Annotated in this window: 23 protein-coding genes, 1 pseudogene and 2 other annotated features; of the genes and pseudogenes, 8 read left to right on the forward strand and 16 right to left on the reverse strand. The window is 36.3% G+C overall.

All coding sequences use genetic code 11. The annotated features are described in order from the left end of the window. Positions 1 to 200: 200 nt before the first annotated feature. Genes hisIE through ACKI3H_RS08395 form a run of 9 tightly spaced genes read right to left on the reverse strand, consistent with a single transcriptional unit; the run spans position 201 to position 7145 of the window. Complete coding sequence (gene hisIE, locus ACKI3H_RS08355) at positions 201 to 842, reverse strand: bifunctional phosphoribosyl-AMP cyclohydrolase/phosphoribosyl-ATP diphosphatase HisIE (RefSeq protein ID WP_407371817.1); 642 nt, start codon at positions 840 to 842, stop codon at positions 201 to 203. After that, positions 835 to 1599: an imidazole glycerol phosphate synthase subunit HisF gene (gene hisF / locus ACKI3H_RS08360; RefSeq protein ID WP_407371818.1), complete on the reverse strand. Its 765-nt coding sequence runs from the start codon at positions 1597 to 1599 to the stop codon at positions 835 to 837. The genes hisIE and hisF overlap by 8 nt, the downstream gene beginning before the upstream one ends. After that, a complete protein-coding gene (gene hisA, locus ACKI3H_RS08365) occupies positions 1592 to 2302 on the reverse strand; it encodes a 1-(5-phosphoribosyl)-5-((5-phosphoribosylamino)methylideneamino)imidazole-4-carboxamide isomerase (protein ID WP_407371819.1) in 711 nt (236 codons plus the stop codon). The genes hisF and hisA overlap by 8 nt, the downstream gene beginning before the upstream one ends. Next, positions 2299 to 2874, reverse strand: coding sequence for an imidazole glycerol phosphate synthase subunit HisH (gene hisH, locus ACKI3H_RS08370; RefSeq protein ID WP_407371820.1), 576 nt, complete (start codon positions 2872 to 2874; stop codon positions 2299 to 2301). Before hisH ends, hisA begins: the two co-directional genes overlap by 4 nt. Further along, positions 2871 to 3449 carry an imidazoleglycerol-phosphate dehydratase HisB gene (gene hisB / locus ACKI3H_RS08375; RefSeq protein ID WP_407371821.1) on the reverse strand — a complete coding sequence of 193 codons (579 nt, stop codon included), beginning with the start codon at positions 3447 to 3449 and terminating at the stop codon, positions 2871 to 2873. The genes hisH and hisB overlap by 4 nt, the downstream gene beginning before the upstream one ends. Then, positions 3449 to 4444, reverse strand: coding sequence for an aminotransferase class I/II-fold pyridoxal phosphate-dependent enzyme (locus ACKI3H_RS08380; protein ID WP_407371822.1), 996 nt, complete (start codon positions 4442 to 4444; stop codon positions 3449 to 3451). The genes hisB and ACKI3H_RS08380 overlap by 1 nt, the downstream gene beginning before the upstream one ends. Further along, on the reverse strand, positions 4441 to 5700 hold the full coding sequence (gene hisD, locus ACKI3H_RS08385; protein ID WP_407371823.1) for a histidinol dehydrogenase: 1260 nt from the start codon (positions 5698 to 5700) through the stop codon (positions 4441 to 4443). The genes ACKI3H_RS08380 and hisD overlap by 4 nt, the downstream gene beginning before the upstream one ends. After that, entirely contained in the window at positions 5700 to 6302 is a 603-nt protein-coding gene (gene hisG / locus ACKI3H_RS08390) for an ATP phosphoribosyltransferase (RefSeq protein WP_407371824.1), read from the reverse strand. The genes hisD and hisG overlap by 1 nt, the downstream gene beginning before the upstream one ends. 12 nt (positions 6303 to 6314) lie before the next feature. After that, positions 6315 to 7145, reverse strand: coding sequence for an ATP phosphoribosyltransferase regulatory subunit (locus ACKI3H_RS08395; RefSeq protein ID WP_407371825.1), 831 nt, complete (start codon positions 7143 to 7145; stop codon positions 6315 to 6317). 148 nt (positions 7146 to 7293) lie between these two features. Between ACKI3H_RS08395 and hisJ the strand changes: the two genes are divergently transcribed. The 7 genes from hisJ (at position 7294) to ACKI3H_RS08430 (ending at position 15455) form a co-directional block, all read left to right on the forward strand. After that, positions 7294 to 8076 carry a histidinol-phosphatase HisJ gene (hisJ, locus tag ACKI3H_RS08400; protein WP_407371826.1) on the forward strand — a complete coding sequence of 261 codons (783 nt, stop codon included), beginning with the start codon at positions 7294 to 7296 and terminating at the stop codon, positions 8074 to 8076. Between the two features lie 340 nt (positions 8077 to 8416). Beyond that, positions 8417 to 8661: a binding site (T-box leader), on the reverse strand. Positions 8662 to 9056: 395 nt separating this feature from the next. Continuing rightward, positions 9057 to 9307, forward strand: a binding site (T-box leader). A gap of 109 nt (positions 9308 to 9416) precedes the next feature. Next, positions 9417 to 10433, forward strand: coding sequence for an anthranilate phosphoribosyltransferase (gene trpD / locus ACKI3H_RS08405; RefSeq protein WP_407371959.1), 1017 nt, complete (start codon positions 9417 to 9419; stop codon positions 10431 to 10433). Continuing rightward, the gene (gene trpC, locus ACKI3H_RS08410; protein WP_407371827.1) at positions 10430 to 11215 is read left to right on the forward strand and encodes an indole-3-glycerol phosphate synthase TrpC; all 786 of its coding nucleotides are present in this window, start codon (positions 10430 to 10432) and stop codon (positions 11213 to 11215) included. Before trpD ends, trpC begins: the two co-directional genes overlap by 4 nt. After that, positions 11212 to 11823 (forward strand): phosphoribosylanthranilate isomerase, encoded by a 612-nt coding sequence (locus ACKI3H_RS08415; RefSeq protein WP_407371828.1) that lies wholly within the window; start codon positions 11212 to 11214, stop codon positions 11821 to 11823. The genes trpC and ACKI3H_RS08415 overlap by 4 nt, the downstream gene beginning before the upstream one ends. Then, entirely contained in the window at positions 11820 to 13001 is a 1182-nt protein-coding gene (gene trpB, locus ACKI3H_RS08420) for a tryptophan synthase subunit beta (protein WP_407371829.1), read from the forward strand. The genes ACKI3H_RS08415 and trpB overlap by 4 nt, the downstream gene beginning before the upstream one ends. Then, positions 12994 to 13785: a tryptophan synthase subunit alpha gene (gene trpA, locus ACKI3H_RS08425; RefSeq protein WP_407371830.1), complete on the forward strand. Its 792-nt coding sequence runs from the start codon at positions 12994 to 12996 to the stop codon at positions 13783 to 13785. Before trpB ends, trpA begins: the two co-directional genes overlap by 8 nt. A 368-nt stretch (positions 13786 to 14153) precedes the next feature. After that, positions 14154 to 15455 (forward strand): M20 family metallo-hydrolase, encoded by a 1302-nt coding sequence (locus ACKI3H_RS08430; protein ID WP_407371832.1) that lies wholly within the window; start codon positions 14154 to 14156, stop codon positions 15453 to 15455. Positions 15456 to 15701: 246 nt separating this feature from the next. Here ACKI3H_RS08430 and ACKI3H_RS08435 read toward each other — a convergent pair whose 3' ends face one another. Beyond that, the gene (locus tag ACKI3H_RS08435; RefSeq protein WP_407371833.1) at positions 15702 to 16052 is read right to left on the reverse strand and encodes a hypothetical protein; all 351 of its coding nucleotides are present in this window, start codon (positions 16050 to 16052) and stop codon (positions 15702 to 15704) included. Between the two features lie 88 nt (positions 16053 to 16140). Between ACKI3H_RS08435 and ACKI3H_RS08440 the strand changes: the two are divergent. Beyond that, positions 16141 to 16554, forward strand: a pseudogene (locus ACKI3H_RS08440) (recombinase family protein); the annotation flags it as partial. 561 nt (positions 16555 to 17115) lie between these two features. Here ACKI3H_RS08440 and ACKI3H_RS08445 read toward each other — a convergent pair. From ACKI3H_RS08445 to ACKI3H_RS08470, 6 genes are all read right to left on the reverse strand, one after another. Then, the gene (locus ACKI3H_RS08445; RefSeq protein WP_407371834.1) at positions 17116 to 17973 is read right to left on the reverse strand and encodes an ROK family protein; all 858 of its coding nucleotides are present in this window, start codon (positions 17971 to 17973) and stop codon (positions 17116 to 17118) included. Between the two features lie 30 nt (positions 17974 to 18003). Beyond that, the gene (locus tag ACKI3H_RS08450; protein ID WP_407371835.1) at positions 18004 to 19503 is read right to left on the reverse strand and encodes a glycoside hydrolase family 32 protein; all 1500 of its coding nucleotides are present in this window, start codon (positions 19501 to 19503) and stop codon (positions 18004 to 18006) included. A gap of 12 nt (positions 19504 to 19515) precedes the next feature. Beyond that, entirely contained in the window at positions 19516 to 21123 is a 1608-nt protein-coding gene (locus ACKI3H_RS08455) for an ABC transporter substrate-binding protein (protein WP_407371836.1), read from the reverse strand. A 24-nt stretch (positions 21124 to 21147) separates the two neighbouring features. Then, positions 21148 to 22029, reverse strand: coding sequence for a carbohydrate ABC transporter permease (locus tag ACKI3H_RS08460; RefSeq protein WP_407371837.1), 882 nt, complete (start codon positions 22027 to 22029; stop codon positions 21148 to 21150). 12 nt (positions 22030 to 22041) lie between these two features. Then, positions 22042 to 22983, reverse strand: coding sequence for an ABC transporter permease (locus ACKI3H_RS08465; RefSeq protein WP_407371838.1), 942 nt, complete (start codon positions 22981 to 22983; stop codon positions 22042 to 22044). A gap of 154 nt (positions 22984 to 23137) precedes the next feature. Next, complete coding sequence (locus ACKI3H_RS08470) at positions 23138 to 24106, reverse strand: LacI family DNA-binding transcriptional regulator (protein WP_407371839.1); 969 nt, start codon at positions 24104 to 24106, stop codon at positions 23138 to 23140. Positions 24107 to 24591 lie beyond the last annotated feature (485 nt).

Genomic DNA, 24591 nt, shown 5'->3' on the forward strand with positions numbered 1-24591 from the left:
TATAAATATCATGATTCTACATAATAATCCCCTTCCCTCTATAAACAAGAAAAAACCCGCTATTTTTGATAAAACAGTAGATTTTTCCTTGTTTCCAACTAATTAATGATTTAAACATTATATAGTATTAAACTAAACTATTTTTTACGTTCTATTGGACGCAATCCGTTTAAGCCTATTTTTTTCTGCGTTCTTGCTATCTACCAGGTGTCTATGTCTTTTCGTTCACCTTTAAAATTGTTGTTCTTTTGATGGCGTTCAGCCAACACTGTGGCAACATCATCAACAGCAACGCCTTGATCATATAGCAAGACTCCTAGGTGATACAGTAAGTCAGCTGTTTCATTTGCAGTATCTTTTTTGTCTGCATTTTTTGCGGCAATGATGACTTCAACTGCTTCTTCACCAAATTTTTTAGCTATTTTGTCGGTTCCTTCTGTTAACAGATAATGAGTGTAGGAAGCCCCTTTTTCCTCTTTTACCCGGTCTTGAATAGTTTGCTCGATATCTTTTAAAGTAAAAGCTGGAGCAATATTAAAACAACTTTCCGTATTTCGGTGACAAGTTGGTCCTGCTGGGTCTACCATTATGAGCAAAGCATCCTGATCGCAGTCCAAATACATTTCTTTTACATATTGGATATTCTGACTGCTTTCGCCTTTTTTCCACAGCCTCTCTTTGCTTCTGGAATAAAACCAAGTTACTCCTTCTTTTTTGGTAATTTCGAAAGCCTCTTCATTCATATACCCAACCATCAGGACATTTTTATTTGTATAATGTTGCAAGATAACCGTCAATAACCCTTTAGAAAAATCAGGCTTCAAATCATCGTAATTAGACATAACGCATCGGTACTCCTTTCTTTGAGCAGCTGTCTTTTACTTCAGCAATTGAGACTTCTTCATCATGGAAAATAGAGGCAGCCAATCCGGCAGATACATCAGTCGCCTTGAATAATTCCGCAAAGTGCCGAGCGTTCCCTCCACCTCCGGAAGCAATAACAGGAATATGGACGGCTTGTTCAATGAGCCTCAATAGCCGATGATCAAAACCTTGTTTCATTCCATCATAATCCATACTAGTGACCAGTAATTCTCCGGCACCTAATGACTCCACTTCTTTCACCCATTCGAGTGTTCGTTTAGATGTACGCTTTTTCCCACCATGAGTATAGCAGAACCATTCTTCTTCTTCAGGTTCCCATTGTGCATCAATTGCAATACAGATGCACTGCGAGCCAAACTTCTCACTAGCCTCTTTAATGAACGAAGGATTTGCCAGTGCAGAAGAATTCAAGCTGACTTTATCTGCTCCCGCATTGAGCAGTTGGGTGATGTCTTCCATATTTTTAATTCCGCCTCCTATAGTCAAGGGAATAAATAATTCCTTGGCTGTCTCTCGGATGACATCAATCATGACTGCATGTCCTGTTTCCGTTGCAGAAATATCCAGGAATACCAGTTCATCCGCTCCGAAATCATTGTATTGTTTCGCCATTTTAACTGGATCGCCAATTTTTCTTAATTGTTTAAATTGAATACCCTTGACCACTTGGCCGTCTTTTACATCTAAGCAAGGAATGATTCTTTTTTTAATCATTGTCTAGTTCCTCCCAGAAAGCATCCATGTTGGCTGCCTTTCCTACAATCGCTGCAGCAACACCGACTTTTTCTAACTGTTGAATGTCTTCGAGACTGCGAATACCGCCTGAAGCCGTAATAGGGTGTTTGGATAACCTTGCTAATGCACCGGTCAATTCCACATTTGGACCAGCCATCTTTCCATCTTTTGAAGTATCGGTATAAATAATACCTCCTAAAGGCAGATCATTTACTGATTCGGCCACCTCGTAAATGGTCTGTTCACTGACTTCTGTCCAACCATTCAATGAGACATTCTCCCCTTTCGCATCAAGTCCCAAGTAAATCTTTCCGGGATAGCGTGTGGTCATTTTCGCGAGCCATTCTCCATCCTGAAGACCTTTGGTTCCAACAATGACATAAGAAGCTCCTGCTTCAAGATAATGCCGAATGTTTTTTTCAGATCGAATTCCCCCACCGATTTCAATCGGAACCGTGCTTTTCTTCAAAAGTGTTTCGATATATACGCTAGAAGTCGGGGTTTTTTTGACTGCTCCCATCAAATCAACAATATGAATACGTGTGACTTGAGGGTATTGATTATAAAAAGCAATGGCTTCTTCAGGTGAGCGTTTCATTTCTTCTTTAGTTGCATAATCCCCTTCTGTTAGGCGGACACTTTTATTGTCAATCAAATCGATTGCTGGCCATATCTCAATCATTCAAATCCCCCTTGAAGTGCCTGATTTAAAATCACCAATCCTTTTTTTCCGCTTTTTTCAGGATGGAATTGAATACCCACAATGTTATCTTTTTGCACGATTGCTACCACTTCTTGCCCATAATCTGTTGTAGCGACAACGTTCTTTTTGGTGACTGCTTTATAGGAATGAATAAAATATACATCTCCATTTAAACTTGGATGAGTTGAGTGCAATGCATTCCATCCAAGATGAGGTACCGGATGCGGGCTTATGATTTTTTCAACTGTACCGGGCAGATAGCCAAGACCGTCGACATCCCCTTCTTCACTATGTTCAAACAACAACTGCATGCCAAGGCAAATCCCCACCAATAGTTTGGTCTCTTTTAACTCGTTCAATACAGGAAGCAGGTCGTGTGCTTGAATTCGTTCCATGGCATCTTTGAAGTGTCCGACACCTGGTAGGATAATGGTGTCTGCCTGCTGAAGGATATTCTCCTCTTTGGTCACTTTTACCTCATAACCCAGAAAACGGATCGCATTAGTTAAATTGGCAATGTTTCCCAAACCATAATCCACAATCGCTATCATTCAATCACTCCTTTGGAAGAGGGCAGGCGGTTGACACCTGAATCACTCAGCGCTATCCGAACACTTTGGGCAAATGCTTTGAATAAAGCCTCAATTTCATGGTGTGTATTTCCTCCCCTAATTAAATCCAGATGAGTCGTGTACCGGGCATGAATAACGACCGCATAGAAGAACTCTTTGACCAGTTCCACATCAAACGTCCCAACAATTGCTTTTGAAAACGCTGCATCAAAGTGCAAATAAGGTCGACCACTGATATCGGTCACTGATCGAGCCAAGGTTTCATCCATCGGTACATATGCTGTACCATAGCGTGTCATGCTCCCTTTTTCTTTACCCAATTCAGCTAACAATTGTCCCAATACGATGCCAACATCTTCAGTCGTATGATGAGCATCCACATCTGTATCACCATCGACTATCAGATTTAGTACAAAATGGCCGTGAAAAGCAAATAGATCCAGCATATGATTCAAAAAACCAACTCCTGTTTCAATGCTAGACGGTTCAAAACCTTGTTTCAACGACATGCTGATTTTTGTTTCTTTGGTATTGCGTTCTATAGATACTGTCATTATCCTACTCTCCATTCTTTTATAATTGATTCAAGTTGCGTTAATTGTTCATCTGTCGCTATTGAATAGCGGACAGCTTTTTGCAGTAAGGGGTGGGATGAATCAGGATACGTTCTCGGCTGGAATCCTCTTTTTTGGATGTACTTCCCTAATTCCAAGGCATCTTCACCGTAAGTAAAGACGAAGTTCGCTTGACTTGGCAGCACAGTTATCACATCACTAATCTCTTTCTTAAAAATGTCTTTCAATTTTCCAGCCAGCTTTCTTTGATGGTTCATAAAGGTTCCCAGTTTAGTTGTATTTTCGAATAAGTATGCTGCTATATTAATCGATAACGTATTTATTGGATAAGGATGAGCGATCGAATTCAACAAGGTCATCGTTGCCGAACTGCTGGTCACTATTCCAATGCGCAAGCCTGCCAAACCATGTATCTTGGAAAGTGTCCGCATAACAATAACATGCTCTCCTTCCGGACGAACCGCTTTTTGTTCCGCGAATTCCATATAAGCTTCATCGATAATTAGATACCCATTCAGTTCTTGCATCAAATTTGCCGCCGCCTGTACAAATTCATCTGTATGAAGCATTCCAAGCGGATTGTTCGGCTGGGAAAAGATGAAAAATGATGGCTTGATGTTTGCTATCTGTGCAAGTGTATTTACATAATCAAATGATCCATCCTCGTTGCAATCCACCTTATATATAGGACGTTTCAATTGATTGGCGTATTCCTCGTACATTGAAAAATCGGGTTCAAAGGTCATTACTGGACCGTTTCCTAAAACCAGCATACATTTTTGAATCCATTCATCTGAACCGTTAGCAAAACTGACCAATTCAGGGTCCAGTCCATAAAAGTCTCCGTACACTTTCGCCAGATATTTGTATTCGTCATCTCCATATTGATTGAAAGACGTTTTTATCACAATTTCTTGTAATTCTTCATCTGTCAGCGAGCGATTAGGGCTTTCGTTTTTGTGAATACGAATCATTTTTCTTCCTCCTCCCACCTGATAGCAAGAGAATCATGGTGTGCTTGCAAATTTTCTTCCTTCGCAATACGCATGCCGGAAGGGGCCATTTGTTGAAACGTCTCCTTTTTTAGCTGAATGACAGAATTGGTTCGCAAAAAGTCGTTCACCGTCAGTCCATTGGCAAATCGAGCATTTCCATTGGTTGGCAGAACATGACTTGGACCAGCTACGTAGTCCCCAATTGCTTCGGGAGAATACGAACCAATAAAAAGAGCTCCCGCTGTTTTTATTTCAGGAATGTACTCTTCAGCATTCTTTGTCTGGATGGATACATGCTCTCCAGCAATCAGGTTCACGATTTCAATGGTTTCTCGCTTCCCACTGGTCAAAATTGGATAGTGATGGTCCTTCAGACTTCCGTTGATGACACTTAACCGGCTTTGCTTCATTTTTTGCTTATCAATTTCTGCTTCAACAGCGTCCAACTTTTCTTTATTGGTACTGATTAAAAATGTACGAGCCATCTCATCATGTTCAGCCTGAGCCAGCACATCTAGGGCTACCCATTCATCTTTAGCCGTCTCGTCCACTACCAGAACGATTTCAGAAGGTCCGGCAATAGAATCAATTCCGACATCTCCATATACCAATTTCTTGGCCAACGCAACGTACTGGTTTCCGGGACCTACTATTTTATCAACCTTTGGAATAGTTTCAGTTCCGTAAGCCATTGCGGCTATGCCTTGTGCTCCGCCTGATTGATAGACATGATCGACTTGGGCAATAAAGCAGGCAGCTAAAGTGGTCTTATTGATTCCATCCGGTTGAGGAGGAGTGACAATGATCGTTTCTCTCACTCCAGCTACATTGGCTAAAGTGGCTGTCATCAATACAGTTGACGGATAACTTGCTTTTCCACCAGGCACGTAGATCCCTATTTTATTTAACGGCTGAATATTTTGGTAGAGTTCTGACTTCGGCATGGTTGACCATTTAATGGACTCTTGATAGGTATAGATTTGTTTATACGCTTCTTCCAATGCATCGCGCAGTTCACTGTCCAATTCATTGTAGGCTTTCTTTATTTCCGCAGCTGGAACTTCCAGACGATTCGAATCCAATTCCACTCCATCAAATTGTCTAGCATAATCAATAAGGGCGTCATCCCCTCTTTCCTGAACGGTGTGGATGATATCCATTACCGATTTGGCCTTGGAGAGATCGGTCTGATTGTCAGATTTATACTGTTTTTTAAATTCTTCTGCTGTATACATCAATTCACCTTCAATACATTGATAATTTTTTGGATGTCCTCATGCTTTGAAAAATAAGCATGTTTATTGGAAATGAGGCGAGCGTTTATCTCGTCTAGTCTTACTTGTTCGCTTAACCCATTTTCACGCAAGGTGGTTCCAGATTGAACTATATCCATGATGGCATCCGCCATGTCGATCGTCGCAGCCAATTCAACAGAACCTTTCAAGGCAATAATTTTGACGGGTTGCATAATGGTATTGAAATAACGCTGTGTGTAGTGTACATACTTAGTTGCCACAACTGGATACTCGTTTTGTGGATGCTTACTGGCCAAAGCAAAATGACAGTAACCAAATGGTAAGCTCATCAAGTTATTGAGCGTTCGATTTTGTTCAAACAATACATCACTCCCGGTTATTCCCAAATCGGCTATCCCCTCTTCTACATAGACTGGAACATCTTCTCCTTTAACAAGCAAAAACCGAATATCTTCTATCAAGACGACTAGCTCTCTTGATACTGATTTCAATGCAGTAGACCATTCAGTCAACTGAATGGAATCAAGGTAATCAATGAAATCTTTTAGTTGTCTTCCTTTTGATAAAGCAATAGTTATCATGCTGACACTCCCTTAAATTGTTATTGCCATTCCGAAAGCTTTTGAAGAACTCGTATACTGCCCTCCAGATACAATAGGATTTACAGTATTTTTTTCATAAACTTGAATAAAGATTCCTTTGTAATAAGATTGCATAGGAACGGCTAATAAATCAGAATAAACAAACTCCACTCCCAATGAATCTAATTGATTTTGCCATTGCTCAATTTCTTTTAAATGATCCGTTAATTCAGGAAAGTGTTTCTTTAAGTAGTCCCCTTGATCAGCGGGGGCTTCTTTCATCAATCTAACTAGCAGATGATCTTTTCCTAAACGGGAACCCAATGCGTCATAGTTTCTGTCCCTAATGTATTGTTGAACCAATTCGTCCGCATGTTCATCCTTATTTAAAAGTTTTTTTAGCAACATATTATGACTGATGACTCCTACTGAAAGCGTGATAGCCAGCTCCTGCTGCAAGAAATAAATCATATCTTTCAAAACCTCAAACTGCTCCTTCACATTCGCGGAAAAAACCTCGACTCCTAATTGCTTGCGCTCACTATCCACTGTATAAACCGATCCAACATAAGCAATTTTATCCGCATGCAAATGGTACTTCTTACGGTAGCGCACAATTGCATTCGTCCAGTCGCTACGCAAAGCAAACAGTGTCCCATTTCTTTCCCATTTATATCGGTATTGCATCAAATGCAAATCATCTTGAGACAATTCCGTCCATTGAAAGGATTCCACTATCCCTAAATCAATTAACTCATAACCACGTTGCTGGAAATGTTGCAGAAACCCTATCTCTTTCTGTTTTATTTTCATTAAGTCCTGATTCATTCTGATTTGATCCATAGTTGTCTCACTCCTAGTTTATTTAATTGATTTTACTGATCCTCTTCCCTAAATGAGAAACTATTTCACCCGACTTTAAAGGCATGTTACTATAGAGAAATAAGCACACCCTAAATTTTTTGATTTATTTTTTAAAAAGGAGAAAAAAATGAAAAGAGACCATCATATCCATACAAATTATTGCCCACATGCCTCGTCTGATTCTATAGAAATGTATATAGAGGAAGCGATATTAAAAGGATTGAAAGAATTGACTTTTACAGAACATGCTCCTCTGCCAATCAAAGACTCTGTTCCAACAAAAGACAGTGCTATGAAAACTGAAGATGTCGAACGTTATATAGGTACATTAAAAGATATGCAACACAAGTATGCGGAAAAGATTCGTATCCATATCGGATTCGAAGTAGATTATATTGAAGATCATGAAAAAAAGACAATTGATTTTTTAAAAAAGTATCCGGAATGTATTGAACATTCCATACTGAGTGTTCATTTCCTTCACCTGAAACCCAATGACTATTTCTGCATTGACTATGACAGTGATTCTTTTGTACAAAAAGGAACATCCATCGGTTTTGAAACAATGTACCGTCGTTATGAAGAAACGCTTATCAAAGCGCTATCTCTTCCTTTCGGTGAATGGACACCTAAAAAAATTGGTCATCTGAACTTGATCCATAAATTTCAGAAAGCTTATATCGTTGACGATCCTATACAGTGGGAAACATTAATGGATTTAGCTAAAATGAATCATTACCGATTAGACTATAACTTTTCTGGGATGGACAAGCCCCTTTATGAGAAGACTTACCCCAATGCCGACATGATGATGTATGCTAAAAAAATTGGATTGAACTATGAGACAGGTTCGGATGCTCATCAAGCAAAAGATATTGGACGTTACTTTTCATCTCTTGAAGAATTCTAATAATGGGAGAAAAAGTATGACATTGCTTTTTTGCGATAAGACCTTTTTCTTCTCATCTTAATAAGTCATGCTTCCCTTGGGTAATCCTATTCAATACTGCAAAAAGGTTAAACGGCACACCTCTCAGTTTAACTTCTAATTCATCCGTCGCACTTGTATTCTAACTTGTTCCTCAAACTTTAACGCCCTGAGTACTGCCATTAGTGCAGTAATCTTCCAAAAGCTAATTACTTATTCTTCATTTTGCATTCCTCCTATAGTTTTTCAAAATTTGAACGTATAATTTATCTCGCAAAACAGTCAACAAAAAACAAAAAACTCCCGTCCTCTAGCAATAATGCTAGAGGACGGGAGTTGCCTCACGTGGTTCCACCTCAATTTATTGATACTTCACAGTATCAAACTCAGAAAGTACTATCATACTTTTGCACTGTAACGGGTGCGAGTCCCGAATCCAACTACTCCCCCAAATGGTTTCGCCGATTAGCTCAAAGACGTGTTCAATACATTTGTTTATGTGCTCTCACCAACCGCACACTCTCTGACAAACATCCTGTACTTACTTTTTCTTTTCATAGCTTATGTATTTCTATTCATTTTCTAATTGTTACTTAATCTATCACATAAAAAATAGTTTGTAAACAAAAAAGGAATTTTTTATTTCTTTCAATTTTTAAACTAAGTCTTATAAAAACTTTATATGCTTCTTCTTAAGTGTTACGCCATTTAACATCAAGAATAGAAGAGTTGGTCTATAAAAGTGACTATTGCATGAATAAACTCTCTACATTTCTTCTAATTTTGAGCCTTGTAAATGAAGATTTGAAACACCTTACTTTACAAGTCTTGACTTAATTTTCCAAATGACTACATTTTTTTAGTCTATTACTAGTGACCTATTAGTTTATATAAAATGGGTTGACTTTAAAAATAACAAGATTTATACTGATAATTAAATTATAGAATCGATTAAAAAAATATAAAAACCGATAATCAAGAGTAGTAGAGAAAGCACTTCTGTTTGAAAGAGAGTCGTAGGTGGTGAGATTACGACAGCAGACATTTCTTGAATGGACTTGTGAGGGCAGCCTGAAATGAAATCATAGTAGGCGCTGACGGGAAACCCTATCCGTTATCAACTGGGCACGTATGATAGTACGTGAAACGAGTGGATGTTTTTTTTAATGTCAATTTGGGTGGTATCGCAGGAGTATAGACTCTTGTCCCTTTATATAGGGGACAAGGGTCTTTTTTTATACCTAAAATTAGAAAGGATGAGAACTATGAGTAACCAACTAACGGTAATAGAGCACGAAGTAAAAGCGCAGCAAGAGGCCGACATTATTAAAACGGGAATTTCCGAGCTATTGGAAGGACACGATTTAAATTTGGAAATCGCAAAAAGTATTATGCAAGAAATTATGAGTGGATCTGCTACGGATGCTCAAATTGCTGCTTATCTAACGGCTCTAAGAATGAAAGGAGAAACGGTTGAAGAAATCACCGCTTCAGCGATGGTGATGAGGGATCATTCTCAAAAAGTAACCACCAAGATAAAAGCCTTGGATATTGTAGGAACTGGTGGAGATAAGGCTTTTACGTTTAACATTTCAACAACTTCTGCATTTGTAATCGCAGCTGCTGGCATTCCGGTCGCTAAACATGGAAATCGTAGCTCTTCAAGTAAAAGCGGCAGTGCAGATGTACTAGAAGCTTTAGGGGTCAAAATTGATTTAGTGGCGGTACAGAGTGAAAAAATGTTGGACGATATCAATATGTGCTTTATGTTCTCTCAGAACTATCATCCGGCAATGAAATATGCAGCGCCTGTTAGAAAACAAATTGCTGCCCGCACTATCTTCAACATTCTTGGTCCTCTGGCAAACCCAGCCAATACTACCATGCAAATGTTGGGTGTATACGATACAGATTTGGTGGATCCTTTAGCGGAAGTATTGAAAAACTTGGGTATTGAAAAAGGAATGGTATTTGGCGGAAATGATGGATTGGATGAGATCACGTTAACCACTACTACTGAGATAGCAGAAATACGAAATGGAGTAATCAACCACTTTGTATTTGATCCAAAAGTCTATGGCTTTGATTACTGCCTAAAAGAAGATTTAATGGGTGACACACCAAAAGTGAATGCGCAAATTACGTTAGACATTCTTTCAGGGGAAAAAGGACCTAAACGGGATACTATTTTATGCAATGCAGGTTTGGCCATTTATCTGGCAAAAGAAAATATAACAATCACAGAAGCTATCCAGCTTGCAGGAAAATTGATTGACGATGGCGCAGCACTTAAGAAATTGAATGAGTTAAAAAAACGATCAAATGAGGTGGCCGTATGATACTGGATGAAATTGTCAAAAGTACTGAAAAGCGAGTAGCAAAAGCCAAACAAACTGTTCCTTTAGAGAAGATGAAACAAATAGCTTTGGAACAACCAAATGAACAAAGCTTTCCGTTTGAAAAAGCTCTTACTAAAAAAGGAATGAGTTTCATTTGCGAAGTAAAACGAGCTTCGCCCTCCAAAGGAATGCTTGCTGAAAACTTTGATTACTTAGCGATTGCACACTCTTACGAACAATCGGGTGCTAATGCTCTATCCGTATTAACGGAACCTGAATTTTTTAAAGGAAAGAATACCTATCTTACTGAAATCAAGCAAGCCGTGAATCTTCCTATTTTGAGAAAAGATTTTATTGTTGACGAGTACCAGATCTATGAAGCCAAAACAATTGGAGCTGATGCTGTCTTGTTAATTGTATCCATACTAGATGATGAACAATTGCGACACTATCATAAGTTGGCGCGCTCATTAGGTTTATCGTCTCTAGTAGAAGTACATTCACAGGAAGAATTAAAAAGAGCTTTGGAGTTGAACCCTCAAATTATCGGCGTCAATAACCGTGACTTAAAAACGTTCACAGTGGATTTAAAGAACTCAGTTGACTTACGTAGCCAAGTGCCAAAGGATATTTTATTTATCGCCGAAAGCGGGATAAAAACAAGAAAAGATGTGTCTGTCTTAGTTGAAGGATCAGTGGACGGCATTTTGATTGGGGAAACCATGATGCTCGCTAAAGATAAAAAGGCACGCTTATCAGAACTGCGAGGTGAATCAGCATGACTAGGTTGAAAGTCTGCGGAATCAGAAGGCTGGAAGATGTTGCACTGTTAAATGATGTCAAACCGGACTTTGCAGGGTTTGTATTTGCAGATAGCAAGCGCCAGATAACAGTTGAAGAAGCCAAAATTCTTCGTCAACATTTAGACAAAGAGATTCAAACCGTTGGGGTTTTCGTCGATGCAGAGATTAGTTTCATCACAACATTGGTAGAGGAAAAAATCATTGACTGCATCCAATTACATGGTAGTGAAGACAATCGCTATATAAATACCTTAAAAGCGAAAGTGAAGGCTCCCATTATAAAAGCTATTCGGGTAACTTCCCCAGAAGATGCAGAGAAGAAAACCGGTGCTGATTTAATTCTTTATGATGCCTATCATAAACAACTGAATGGTGGGACTGGAGAGACCTTCAACTGGAATCTTCTCAATGGAAAGAACGATAATTATTTTTTAGCAGGTGGCTTAAATTCACGAAACATCCAAGAAGTTATCCAAAAATTAAACCCATATGCTGTGGATATTTCAAGCGGAGTAGAGACAGATGGATACAAAGACAAAGCAAAATTAGAGGAATTCGTAAAGAAAATACAGGAGGTTACCAAATGACAAACTATTTTGGAAAACACGGCGGACAGTTCATTCCGGAAACACTAATGAATGCTGTAATCGAGTTGGAACAAGCGTATGAGTATTATAAACAGGATGAAGAGTTTGTTAACGAACTAGAAGATTTGTTGGCAAATTACGCTGGAAGACCCTCTCTTTTGTATTATGCTGAAAAGATGACAAAAGATTTGGGCGGAGCCAAAATTTACCTAAAACGGGAAGATTTGAATCATACTGGAGCACACAAAATCAATAATGTACTAGGACAACTATTGTTGGCAAAAAAAATGGGCAAGACACGGATCATTGCAGAAACTGGAGCAGGACAGCATGGCGTAGCAACCGCTACGGCGGCAGCTTTATTCGACATGGAATGCGTGATATATATGGGAGAAGAAGATACAAAACGACAAGCATTAAACGTCTTTCGTATGGAACTGTTAGGCACTAAAGTGATTTCGGTAAAGTCTGGTACACGAACCCTGAAAGATGCTGTCAATGAAGCGATGAAAGACTGGGCATCATCTTTTGAGACTTCTCACTATGCTATTGGATCAGTGATGGGCCCTCACCCGTTTCCTACAATGGTAAGAGATTTCCAAAAAGTTATTGGAGAAGAGACAAAAGCTCAGATATTAAAAAAAGAGAACAAATTGCCGGATATTGTAATGGCTTGTGTGGGGGGCGGCAGCAACTCCATCGGAATGTTTTATGATTTTATTGAAGACGAAAAAGTACAACTCATAGGTTGTGAAGCAGCCGGACGAGGAATCGATACGAAAGATACAGCTGCCACAATCGCAGTTGGCACGCAAGGTATTTTCCATGGCATGAATTCTTATTTTTGTCAGGATGAATACGGACAAATTGCACCTGTTTATTCGATTTCTGCCGGTTTGGACTACCCGGGAATCGGTCCGGAACACGCCAACTTACACGATATTAAGCGGGCACAATATGTGTCCATTACAGATGATGAAGCTGTTGACGCCTTCGAATATCTATCCAGAACTGAAGGAATCATCCCAGCAATTGAAAGTTCTCATGCAGTTGCCTATGCCAAAAAAATTGCACCGGACATGACTCAAGATCAAATTATTGTGATTTGTCTGTCAGGGCGTGGAGATAAAGACGTTGCAGCCATTGCGCGTCATAAAGGAGTTGACTTACATGAGTAGACTACAAGATGCTTTCAAAAAGAGAAAAGCTTTTATTCCCTTCGTTACTGCCGGAGATCCAACCATTGAGGTCACAAAAAAAGTGATTTTGAAAATGGCAGAAGCAGGAGCCGATATCATTGAAATCGGGATCCCCTTTTCTGATCCATCGGCGGAAGGCCCTACCATTCAAGCAGCTAGTGAAAGAGCTTTGGCCAACCACATTAATGTAGACGATATTTTTCTTATGGTACAGGAACTACGAAAAGAATTAGATATCCCCCTTGTCTTTATGACCTATATCAATCCGATCTTCGTTTATGGGGTTGATAAATTCATGTCACGTTGTCAAGAAGTCGGCGTGGATGGATTGATTATTCCTGATGTGCCTTTTGAAGAAAAAGGACTGGTTGCAGATAGTTGTAAGAAGTTCCAAGTTGAACATATTTCTATGATTGCACCCTCTTCAAAAGAACGCATTACGATGATTGCAAAACAAGCAGAAGGCTTTTTGTACGTGGTGTCCTCTCTTGGAGTAACCGGTGTTAGAAAAGATATTCAAACCAACGTCTCAGATATATTGAATAAAATTAGAGCAGTGAGTCCCATTCCCTGTGCGGTAGGATTTGGTATTTCAACGCCAGAACAAGCGAAAACAATGGCTAGAAATGCTGATGGAGTCATTGTAGGGAGTGCTATTGTCAATATCATTGCCGAAAAAGGAGAACAAGCTCCTGAATATGTCTACCAATATGTAAAGAAAATGACAGATACTGTACACCAAGAATTGAGTACTTCCGTATAAAGAAAAGAAATAGACTTCCTTATATATCAATCGTCTTTTCTGGATTATCCAGTATTGTAAAGGAAGAAAATTTCTTTATTAAATTCATCTGAATAAATTCTTCCTCTTCTTCTGAACATAATAAAGATTTCCTAAAATAGTCATTACTTTATGAACCATAGAGTAGACACTTAAAAGAGGCTGAGACAAAAGGTTTCTCAAAAAATACACTCCTAAAACTATGAACTATTTTGTTCAGTAGTGGGAGTATATTTTTCTATATCTTTATCAAAATAAACGAAAGTGGGACTATTTTTTCACAAAAGTAGTTTTGTTCCAGCTTCTTATTGTTAGTCATCTGTTATAATTAATGAGTAGGAGGGATTTTTATGAGCCAAAAAACAATTTTTAATTTAAAAGAAAATTTACTTGAAACGTATGACGTTTCACTTGATTACAATGGTGTTTCCGGTAAGCGACTAGCCGAACGGTTAGGAGCTTTGTCAAAAATTGGATTAACAGAACAGAATGGTTCTTATCGTACTGGTTTTTCATTTGAAGAAAAAGAAGCAAAAGAACTGGTCATGAAATGGATGAAAGAAGCCGGACTTTCTGTACATCAGGATGGAGCAGGCAATGTATTTGGTCGGCTGGAAGGCAAACGCCCAGGTGTACCTGCCATATTAAGCGGTTCTCATGTCGACAGCGTCCCAAATGGTGGACACTTCGATGGTCCATTAGGAGTATTGTCTGCTCTAGAAGTTGCAGAAGCTTGGAGAGAGACAGAATTCACACCTGAAAAACCATTCGAAGTCGTTATTTTTTCTGATGAAGAAGGATCGAGATTCCATGGTGGCTTGAATGGAAGTGAAGCTTTTATGGGATCAGGCGACTTAGACGCGAAGATAAAAAAGAAAGACATAAATGGGGAAAGTTTTGAAAAAGTATTGCAAGATGTGGGTTTAAGTCTAGAAAGTTACTCTAATGCCAAACGGGATTTGGATGATATCGAAACCTTTATTGAAATACATATCGAGCAAGGAAAACGTTTAGAAAAAGAAGAACTTCCATGTGGAATTGTGACAGGAATTGCCGGACCTCACTGGCTGGAATACACATTTCAAGGAGAAGCGGGTCATGCAGGCAATACATCGATGAATGACCGGAAAGATGCCTTACTTGCTGCCAGTGAGTTTATAGTCGAACTCACTCAAATTCCACAGCAAATTAATAATACCGCTGTAGCCACAGTAGGAAAACTTCATGTAGAACCTAATGGAGTTAATGTCATCCCTGGGAAAGTTACCTTGTATGTCGATATTAGAGATATCTATGAAGAATCAAGAGATACTTTAGTCAATCGCATTATTCAACTTGGAGAAGAAATTGGAGTATCACACAAATTGTCTGTTACATATAAAGAAACCTTAAAGAGCCCACCTGTGCCAATTTCTGAAGACCGGCAAGAGCTACTTGAAGAGGCTATGAAAGTAAACGGCATCCGACCTTATCGTTTGCCAAGCGGAGCAGGACACGATGCCATGGTTCTCGGAGCACAACTTCCGATAGTCATGCTGTTTGTTAAGAGTAGAGATGGCCTCAGTCATAACCCGGCAGAATGGTCCGACTTAAATGACTGCATCCAAACCATACACGTATTAAAAACCTATATAGAAAAATTGCAGTACTAAATTCCAAATAAAAAACATAACCTTGTAGTGCAAAAAAGAATACAAAATTTTCGGTGTAGTTCATACTACTCCGTTTTTTTTGTACTCTCGACTCTTACTCTACTTTACATGACACTATTAACTTAGTTATATCCAATTCGACTTTTCTTACTTTGGGTTACTATTGTAGTAAGAGACCTACCTATAGTATGGATATGGATTTTTTATAAGATACTTAATTATTTTTTAAATATTATAACGTATGTTTTATCTTTTTTGGTAACTATCTGGGTTCCAATTACTATTCATAGATTCAACAGTCATCGACTGTCCATCAGAAGAAAGTGTTACGATTAAAGGTTCAGATACATCAGATACCTGACCGTCAAAATCAAGTTCTATACTATTTTCGTTTTCTGTCCACTCTCCTTTAGACTTTTCACCATCATCTTCGTAACTGACAGATCCATCTTTATCAATATTAATTTCTACTTTAGTCCCACTAGTAGAAGTCCCTCCATAAGTACCTACCCACTTACTAGATCCACCACAAGCAGATAAAGTTATAATTACAAAAGTAAATAAAACACCTATAAGCCATTTTTTCTTAAGATTCATTTTAAGTCTCCTTCAATATATGTTTTTCTCATTTTAGCATATAATCTTAACCCATATGACAATTATTAAATAAGCTGGATTAGATAGCTTATTTAATACTGTTCGATCAGGTGATATAGTTATTATTGAATTGATTAGTCATTTAGGTAGGAAAACTGTAGATATTGTATCTACGATTGAAGAACTTAAAGATCAAGGAGTAGAAGTTATTTTATTAAAAGAAAATTTAGATACCTCTACTCCAACCGGACAAGCTATGTTTCAGATGATGGACGTCATGGTTCAATTGGAGCGTGTTTTGACGGTACAGCAAGTGCACGAAGCCTTAGCATCAATTAAAGCACGCGGAGTGAAGATTGGTAGACCGATAATGGACAAACAAAAGGTTAAAGATATCATCCGAATCACTGGTATCTCTCAAGGTTCATTATACCGAAAAATAAAAGAGAGAGACTCAAAACAGATTTTAACTAAAATAATAGAAACGACGGATCCAAAATAATTAAATATAAATTTTTTTTATAGTTTATTTTGAATATTATTATATGTACAGTCGGGAAGCGAAAAATACAGTCAGATACTATATCGTTAACACTTATTGAATCAATAATATGAAGGGAACTCAGTGGGTTTGAATATAACTTCAATAGTACGAAGAATTAAATTCTGTATCGACATTCAAAGTTAGAAGAGATATTTTGACTTTTGAGTCTTTTATTAAAAAAATATTATTAAGTATTAGGGATCTATCTGTTATTGCGAACTGACATCAAGCGTAAAAATAAAAAACTGGCTTGCTTAAGCTCAGTATAATACCGAACTAAAACAAGCCAGTAGGCTGCTTAATTTTTAATACTCATCTTTTAGTATTACACTTAGTATTACAATTTATCTTTTAAAAAAATAATTCTAATGTATATATTAAAGAACTATATATCCAGCATCTCTATGATTCCATGAAATCTAATTTCATACTAACTAAGAAAAATATGAGCTAACTATAAAGTAAAATACATCTATATTGAAGTATTAAACACTTTTTTATTTAAATAATCACTATCTCTTATTTGTATTCCACAGCTAACTGAAGACATCCCACTATACCTGCATTATCTTCCAAAATTGGCGGGACGATATAGGTATCTAAATCTGGGACAGAGAGATAATCATTCATAAGTTCTTTAAAACGATTTTTAATTAAAGGAAAAAGTTGCTTCTGTTTCATTACTCCTCCACCTAAAATAATACGCTCTGGTCTTAGTATTAGACTGTAATTAATCAGAGCTTGCGCTATATAATCAGCTTCAATTTGCCAAACCTCTTTTTTATCAGCCAATTCGTAGCCTTTTTTTCCATATCTCTTTTCAATAGCTGGGCCTGATGCCATACCTTCAAAGCAATCGCTATGGTACGGACAATTACCATTGAACTTATCTTTTTTATGTTTTTTTATCCCAATATGTCCCATCTCAGGGTGACCAAATCCTGAAAGGATTTCTCCGTTGACGATTGCTCCAGCACCAATTCCAGTGCCAATCGTTAGATAGATACAACTTTCTAATCCTTTTGCGCTACCATGCTTCCATTCACCGTAGGCAGCTGCATTTACATCTGTTGTCAAATGAATAGGAACGTCTATTTCTTTTTTTATTGCCGATAAAAGCTTGAAATTTTCCCAGCCTTTTTTTGGCGTTGAAGTGAGACTACCATATAGTTCAGAATTTTTATTTATCTCAATCGGGCCAAAAGACCCAATTCCAAGAGCAACTAATTTATATGGTTCAAAAAAATCAAAAACTTTCTTTAATGTATCTTTGGGATTTGTTGTTTCTATACTTTTTTTTGCAATTATTTCTAAACTTTCATCCGAAACAGCACAAATAAATTTTGTGCCTCCCGCTTCAATACCTCCATAATTCAATGATAATCCTCCTTTAGTATTTTGAATGCCCTACTCACCAACATGAATTGACGAGTGCTGTAATTCATTAATCGTCACTTTTCCATTCACGCCAATAGCATATTCATAAACTGCTTTTAATGGGAAAATAGTCATGGACATCACCTCACGTCCGCCGTTGATAAATACTTCTATTGAAGATTTATCAATAAAAATATCTAAATGAAGTTGATTTTCGATAAGCGGAATACTCACGGTTCTTTTTACCAAAGTAGCCTCTTCAGAACCTAAAATAGGAGATCCAATATTCTCTCTACTTAACTCCAGTACACCTTCTTCTACTTGAAAAAGTAAAACAACTTTTTCATTTTCATTTTTGGGTAATTCAATAAAAAAAGTTTTAGCGTTCTCTAAATTAGCCTTTAATTGAATACGTAAACTCGGTTCCGAAAAGGAATCAATTATTTTTGTTTCATTCTCTAAATATATATCATAATATTCTTTTTCAACTGTTTGATAATGATTAATTTCATTGATTGCCTTTTGAATTAATTGTTCATTTTTGATTTCTAATACTCGTGGAAGTGTCATAGCTCCAGCCCAACCATGTCTTTCAACATGTGTTGGCTGCGTTCTTCCCCACATCTGCATCCACGCTATCATGATACGGTTTCCGTTAGCATCTTGTAGTGTCTGGGGAGCATAAAAATCAAGACCATGGTCTATTTCTTGTAAAGTTGATTTTACAAATTTCCCAGTATTCCAATCTACTCTTCCAACCATCACTATGGAGGAACTTGTATTGTGGAAATCATGACCCTTTTTAGGCATTTGGATAGGAGAAAGGATTAGAACATCGTGCCCATTTAATTCAAATAAATCAGGGCATTCCCACATAACACCATGTTCTTCTTGGCCTTCAAGTAGGATTGATTTAAATTCCCAGTTGATCAAATCAAGCGATTTGTACAATAAAACTTGCCCTGTTTCTTTTTTTGTCTTTGATACAATCACGCTATAATAAATACCGTTCCTTTCAAACACTTTTGGATCTCTGAAATCTTCTTGGACTGCATTTATCGGTAAGGAAGATGCATCAATAATAGGATTTTGCTTTACTTTTTCAAAATTTATTCCATCTTTTGATACGGCTATACATTGTACTTGTTGTGTCTTATTTTCCGTTTCTACATGCATGATACCTGTATACATAAGATAAAGATTTCCATCTTTCTCAATGGCACTTCCTGAAAAGCACCCACCTGCATCTGCAGGTGTATCAGGTGCTAGAGCAACCGGAAGATGTTCCCAATTTATCATGTCTTTACTTTTTGCGTGTCCCCAGTGCATAGGACCCCATTCCGAATTGTATGGATGGAATTGATAGAATAAATGATATTCGCCTTTATAAAAAACAAATCCATTAGGATCATTTATCCAGCCTGTAGGTGCAGAAAAATGATAATTTAGACGGTAATCTTGTACAATCTTATCTTTATGCTCTTCTATATAGGAATTTGCCTTCAAAAGTGTGTAATTGCTCATTGTCATTTATTTCCCCTCTTATTCTTTAAAAGTATCGTAACCTTCTTGTTTAATTTCTAACCATTCTGATAAACCAAAACTTTCTAATTCTTTCAAATAATCCTCCCATTCTGTATCAACATTTCCATTTATAATCCATTCTGCTCGTTTTCTATTCAGATATGGTAGCATGTCTGCATCAATTTTTGCTATACGATCTGCATTTTCAAGTGTTAGAAATACTCTTGGATAAATAAAATCATTAGTAACATAAGGTACAAAGTTTTCTTTTAGTATTTCTAATCGCCATTTTGCATCCTCTGGCATGGTCGTGACGGTTCCATAATAATCGTTTAAAATAGCCAACGGACCTGAAGCTTCTGTTTTTTGTCTTAATTCTCCAGGAGAAGTTCCAGTTAATGGTAAGTGTTTCAACATATTCGTTTCCTCGTCTAGTTCAAAAATATTCTGGCTATCTTCTTCTCCATAAGTTCCCCAGTTATTTTGAACGGATTGAGACGGTTCATACATAGCATCTATCCACTTTGCCGTTAACTCAAGATTTTTATTTTCACTTGTGATAACAAAACGGTCACGACTAAAACCCATCCCATTTGTTCTTGTTATATGTTTCTCTCCGGTTGGTCCTGAGAGTACTGGTAATAAGTCGTAAGTATCATTATCTCCTGTAACATTTGCCTTATCCCAAGTAAAGTAAACGCCGTAACGCGCTTCTTTTCCTTTTGCAATATATCCATTCCAATCATGCTCAAAAGCTTCCGTATCAATTAACCCATTTTGATACATATCATTAAAGTAATTGATAGCTTCTTTATATTCTGGATTGTCTGCTGTAAAGTCAACCTTCCCATCATTCCCCACTACAAGGTGGTCATCATTGTCACCGATACCAAAAGCAGAAAATAATAACTTCATATCTTCATTACCACCATTATCAATAAAAGATAGTGGAATTTCATCAGCTTCTCCATTCCCATTTGGATCCTGAGTTTTAAAAGCTTCCAAGACAGTTATCAATTCATCAGTCGTTTGTGGCATTTCTAATCCAAGATTGTTTAACCAGTCCACATTAATCCATGCCATATCATTCACAGTATGAATCGATTCCTTATCACTACCTAATTCTTCAATCCATGGAAAGGAATACATATTTCCATCCGGAGCTGTTGCAAGAGCTTTATATTCTGGATTTTCGTCATAAATTTTTTTTAAATTAGGCATATATTGATCAACTAGATCATTTACAGGAACAATAACTCCATTTTTTGCCCAAGACAAAAGATCATAATCGCTAGCGGCTGCGTTAAAAATACCATCTGGTAAGGATCCACTTGCAATATCTAAGTTTCTTTTTTCTGCAAAATCTGATTGATAGTTTGTCCAATCGATGTGAACGCCCGTCTTTTCTTCAAGTCTTTGAAATACCAACTTATCATTAGGATCCGCCGGTGCCAATGGAGAACTCTGTGTTAAGAATTTTAATGAAACATCTTCTTTTAATGGAAAAGTAACATTTGATAATTCATAATCTTCTGTAAAAGCTTCCTCTGTTGAACCACATGCACTTAATAGCATAATCGTTAACCCTGATAGTAGTAGTAAATTTCTCGCTTTTTTCTTACGCATTTTTTATTCCCCCATTATCTTTTTTTATCCTTTTACAGATCCTACTAACGTTCCTTTATCAAAATATTTTTGGAAAAATGGATACATAATAAGTAAAGGTAAGCTTGATATAACAATAGTTGCATACTTAATTAGTTCAGCTATTTCTTTGATGGCAGCCATTTCTGTTTGGGCGCCTACCATATTTTGCGAAGGTTCATTTTGAATTAATATTTTGCGTAATACCATTTGTAGAGGTTCTAGTTTGGGATCTTGCAAATAAATCATAGCTTCAAAATAAGAGTTCCATTGACCAACAAAAGCGTATAAAAATAATACGAAAATAATAGGTTTTGCTATTGGTAACATAATTTTAAAAAGAATTTGAAACTCATTTGCACCATCCATTACTGCTGCTTCAGATAATTCTTTTGGAATACCTTGAAAATAAGTTTTTGCCAGAATGATATTAAATACATTCACTGCTCCAGGGATAATTAATGCCCAAACCGTATTAATCATATTTAAATTTTTTAGTAACAAGTAGGTTGGTACTAACCCACCACCAAAAAACATTGTAATAATCAAAAAAGTCATAATTGGTCCTTTTCCAACTAAGTTTGCTTTAGAGAGAGGATATGCTGTAATCATGGTAATAAAAACTGTCAAAACACTAAAGGTAACTGAATAAAAAATTGAATTTAAAAACCCCCTTAAAATAGAGCCATCTGCAAATACTCTTTCATAACCAGTTAACGTCCAATCTTTTGGGTTAAAACTTATACCTTTATTTAACAATGTTGTTGGATCCATAAATGATGCTACCAACACGTAAATTAATGGTAATAAAGTAATAACAACTAAAAAACCTATGATAATTCGATTAACAACCAACATTCGTTTATCGAATTCTGTATAATTTAACATCGATCTCGCCTCCTATAATCCTTTTCCATCATTTAATTTTTTAACAACTGTATTTGCGGCAATCAATAAAATAATATTTATTAAGGAATTAAAAAGTCCAACAGCTGTTGAATATCCATAATTACCTTGTTGCAAACCCACTTTATATACATAGGTCGAAATTATTTCTGATGTTGGTAAATTTAACGATGTTTGCATAAGATAGGCTTTTTCGTATCCCACACTCATTATTCCCCCTGCTGCAAGAATAAAATTGATAACCATTACTGGTTTAATAGTTGGAATATCAACATGCCAAATTTTCTGGAAAATATTTGCTCCATCTATTCCAGCTGCATCCAATAAATCGGTATCAACATTTGCTAAGGCAGAAGTATAAAGTATTGAAGACCATCCCATTGCTTGCCATACACCTGAGAAAACATACAATGGTCTAAAGAAATCTGGATTTTGCATAAATTTAATATTTTCCCCCGTAATACTATTAAAAATAATATTAATTGGCCCATTTGCGCTAAACAATATAAATATAATTCCTACGATAACTACAACTGAAATAAAATTTGGAGCATATAAGATTAATTGAATTCTTTTTTTCCATTTTTTGCTCATAATCTGGTTTAAAGAAAGCGCTAATATAATTGGTGGAAAAAAACCAAGTATTAATCCATAAAAACTTAATTTCAATGTATTTTCAAGCAAAACACTAAAGTTTGGAGAGTTGAAAAAAGAAATAAAATGATCAAAACCCACCCAAGGACTAGCTAAAATACCTTTTAACGGATTATAGTCTTTAAAGGCAAGTAATACTCCATACATCGGAAAATATTTAAAAATGAGTGTTAATAATAAACCAGGCATTAACAATACATATAGAAGTTTATTATTTTTTATGTATTGCCATTTTTTATTTACTTTCTCCTTTTTTCCAGTTTTCAAAATTGCATTTTCCATTATACTTCCTCCTTTTTGAAACGTTTCCAATTTGACGAAAAAATAATACCGGAAATGTTTGCATTTTATTGAAACGTTTCCAATATTTTCAAAAAACAAATATTTACTTTTAACACCTATTAAATTAACATAGTAAGCGCTATCTGTCAAACTTTTATTTTGTGGTTTTTCCTTGAATGTATGTTACTGGAAGAACAATTCTTTTTTCTACAGGCAAGTGATTAATTATTTTTAAAAGCGATTGTACTGACTTTATAGCCATTTCTTCAACAGGTTGTTTTATTGTAGACATGATAACTTGTCTATCTTTTGATAATTTAATACCGTCACAACCTATAATTTGAATATCATCTGGCACTTTTTTACCTAGATTTTCTAAACACTGTTTTACATCTAACCCCATATAATCGTTGATTGTAAAGATACCATCAATATCTGGATGAGATAATATAAATTCTTCGATTTTTTCTTCCCATTGATCAATAGGTTCAGGAATTTCTAAACTTGAAAATTTGATTTTTTGTTCTTTTGCTTCTTTTAGAAAAGAACTAGCGCGTTTCGTAATCTCAGACTTATAAACAGGTATCCCCCCAATATAAGCTAAAGATTTGCATCCATTTTTTATTAACTGTGTTGCTGCTAATCTTCCAGCTTGTTCATTATCTGATGTGACATATGTGACATCTTCTTTAAAATGACGGTCAATACTTACAAATGGCATATTAGACTTAACATATTTATCAATATCACTATACGTAATACCAATAATACCATCCACTTTATTTTGTTGAACCATTTTAATATATTCCAATTCTTTCTTATAGTTATTTTCTGAATTACATAAAAGTAATTTGTATCCGTAATTTTCCAAGGTTCTTTCTACATAATAAGCAAACTCTGAGAAAAAAGGATGCCAAATTGACGGAATGATCAAGGCGACAGAATTTGTTTTATTTAATTTTAATCCCCTAGCATATTCATTAGGCTGATAATCCAGCTTATTAATTGCATACTCAACTTTTACTTTCGTACTTTCTTTTAAAGAATCCGGATTATTTACATACCTAGATACTGTACCTACTCCAACTCCTGCCAAATTTGCAACATCTTTCATTGTAGCCATTTTTACACCTCATTTTATTGTATATCTTATTCTAATATAACTAATTTTAAATAATATCTTTTTAAATTCTCCTATAAAATCAAGATGTATACTGCAGTATAGATAAGTATATAACAAATTATGCTTTTAATAAACCGGTTTCAATATTAATTTTGAGACATCTTACTATTAGAAATTTATATTTTATTGAAAAATATTATCATAATTTCCGACCATTTTCTATCATATCAGAAATTGGAATAAATTAACCTCTTTTAAGAGTTAAATAAGGATTATTATGAAAGATATCCCTCTTTAAATAACACGTATATTTTAATTCGATTAATAATTTTTGAAAATTATTTTATAATGTTGTTCTTTATTTGTGAGCTTAAACAATACCATCCTCCCAGTGTTCAAAAAATTTGAACATGCACAATACTATAAACTTCTTTATGCTTATTGACAAACTACTTTTTAGTATCCCTTCATCCATTAAATTTATA

The organism is Carnobacterium sp., from assembly GCF_045617425.1.
In the GTDB taxonomy this organism is placed as follows: Bacteria; Bacillota; Bacilli; order Lactobacillales; family Carnobacteriaceae; genus Carnobacterium_B.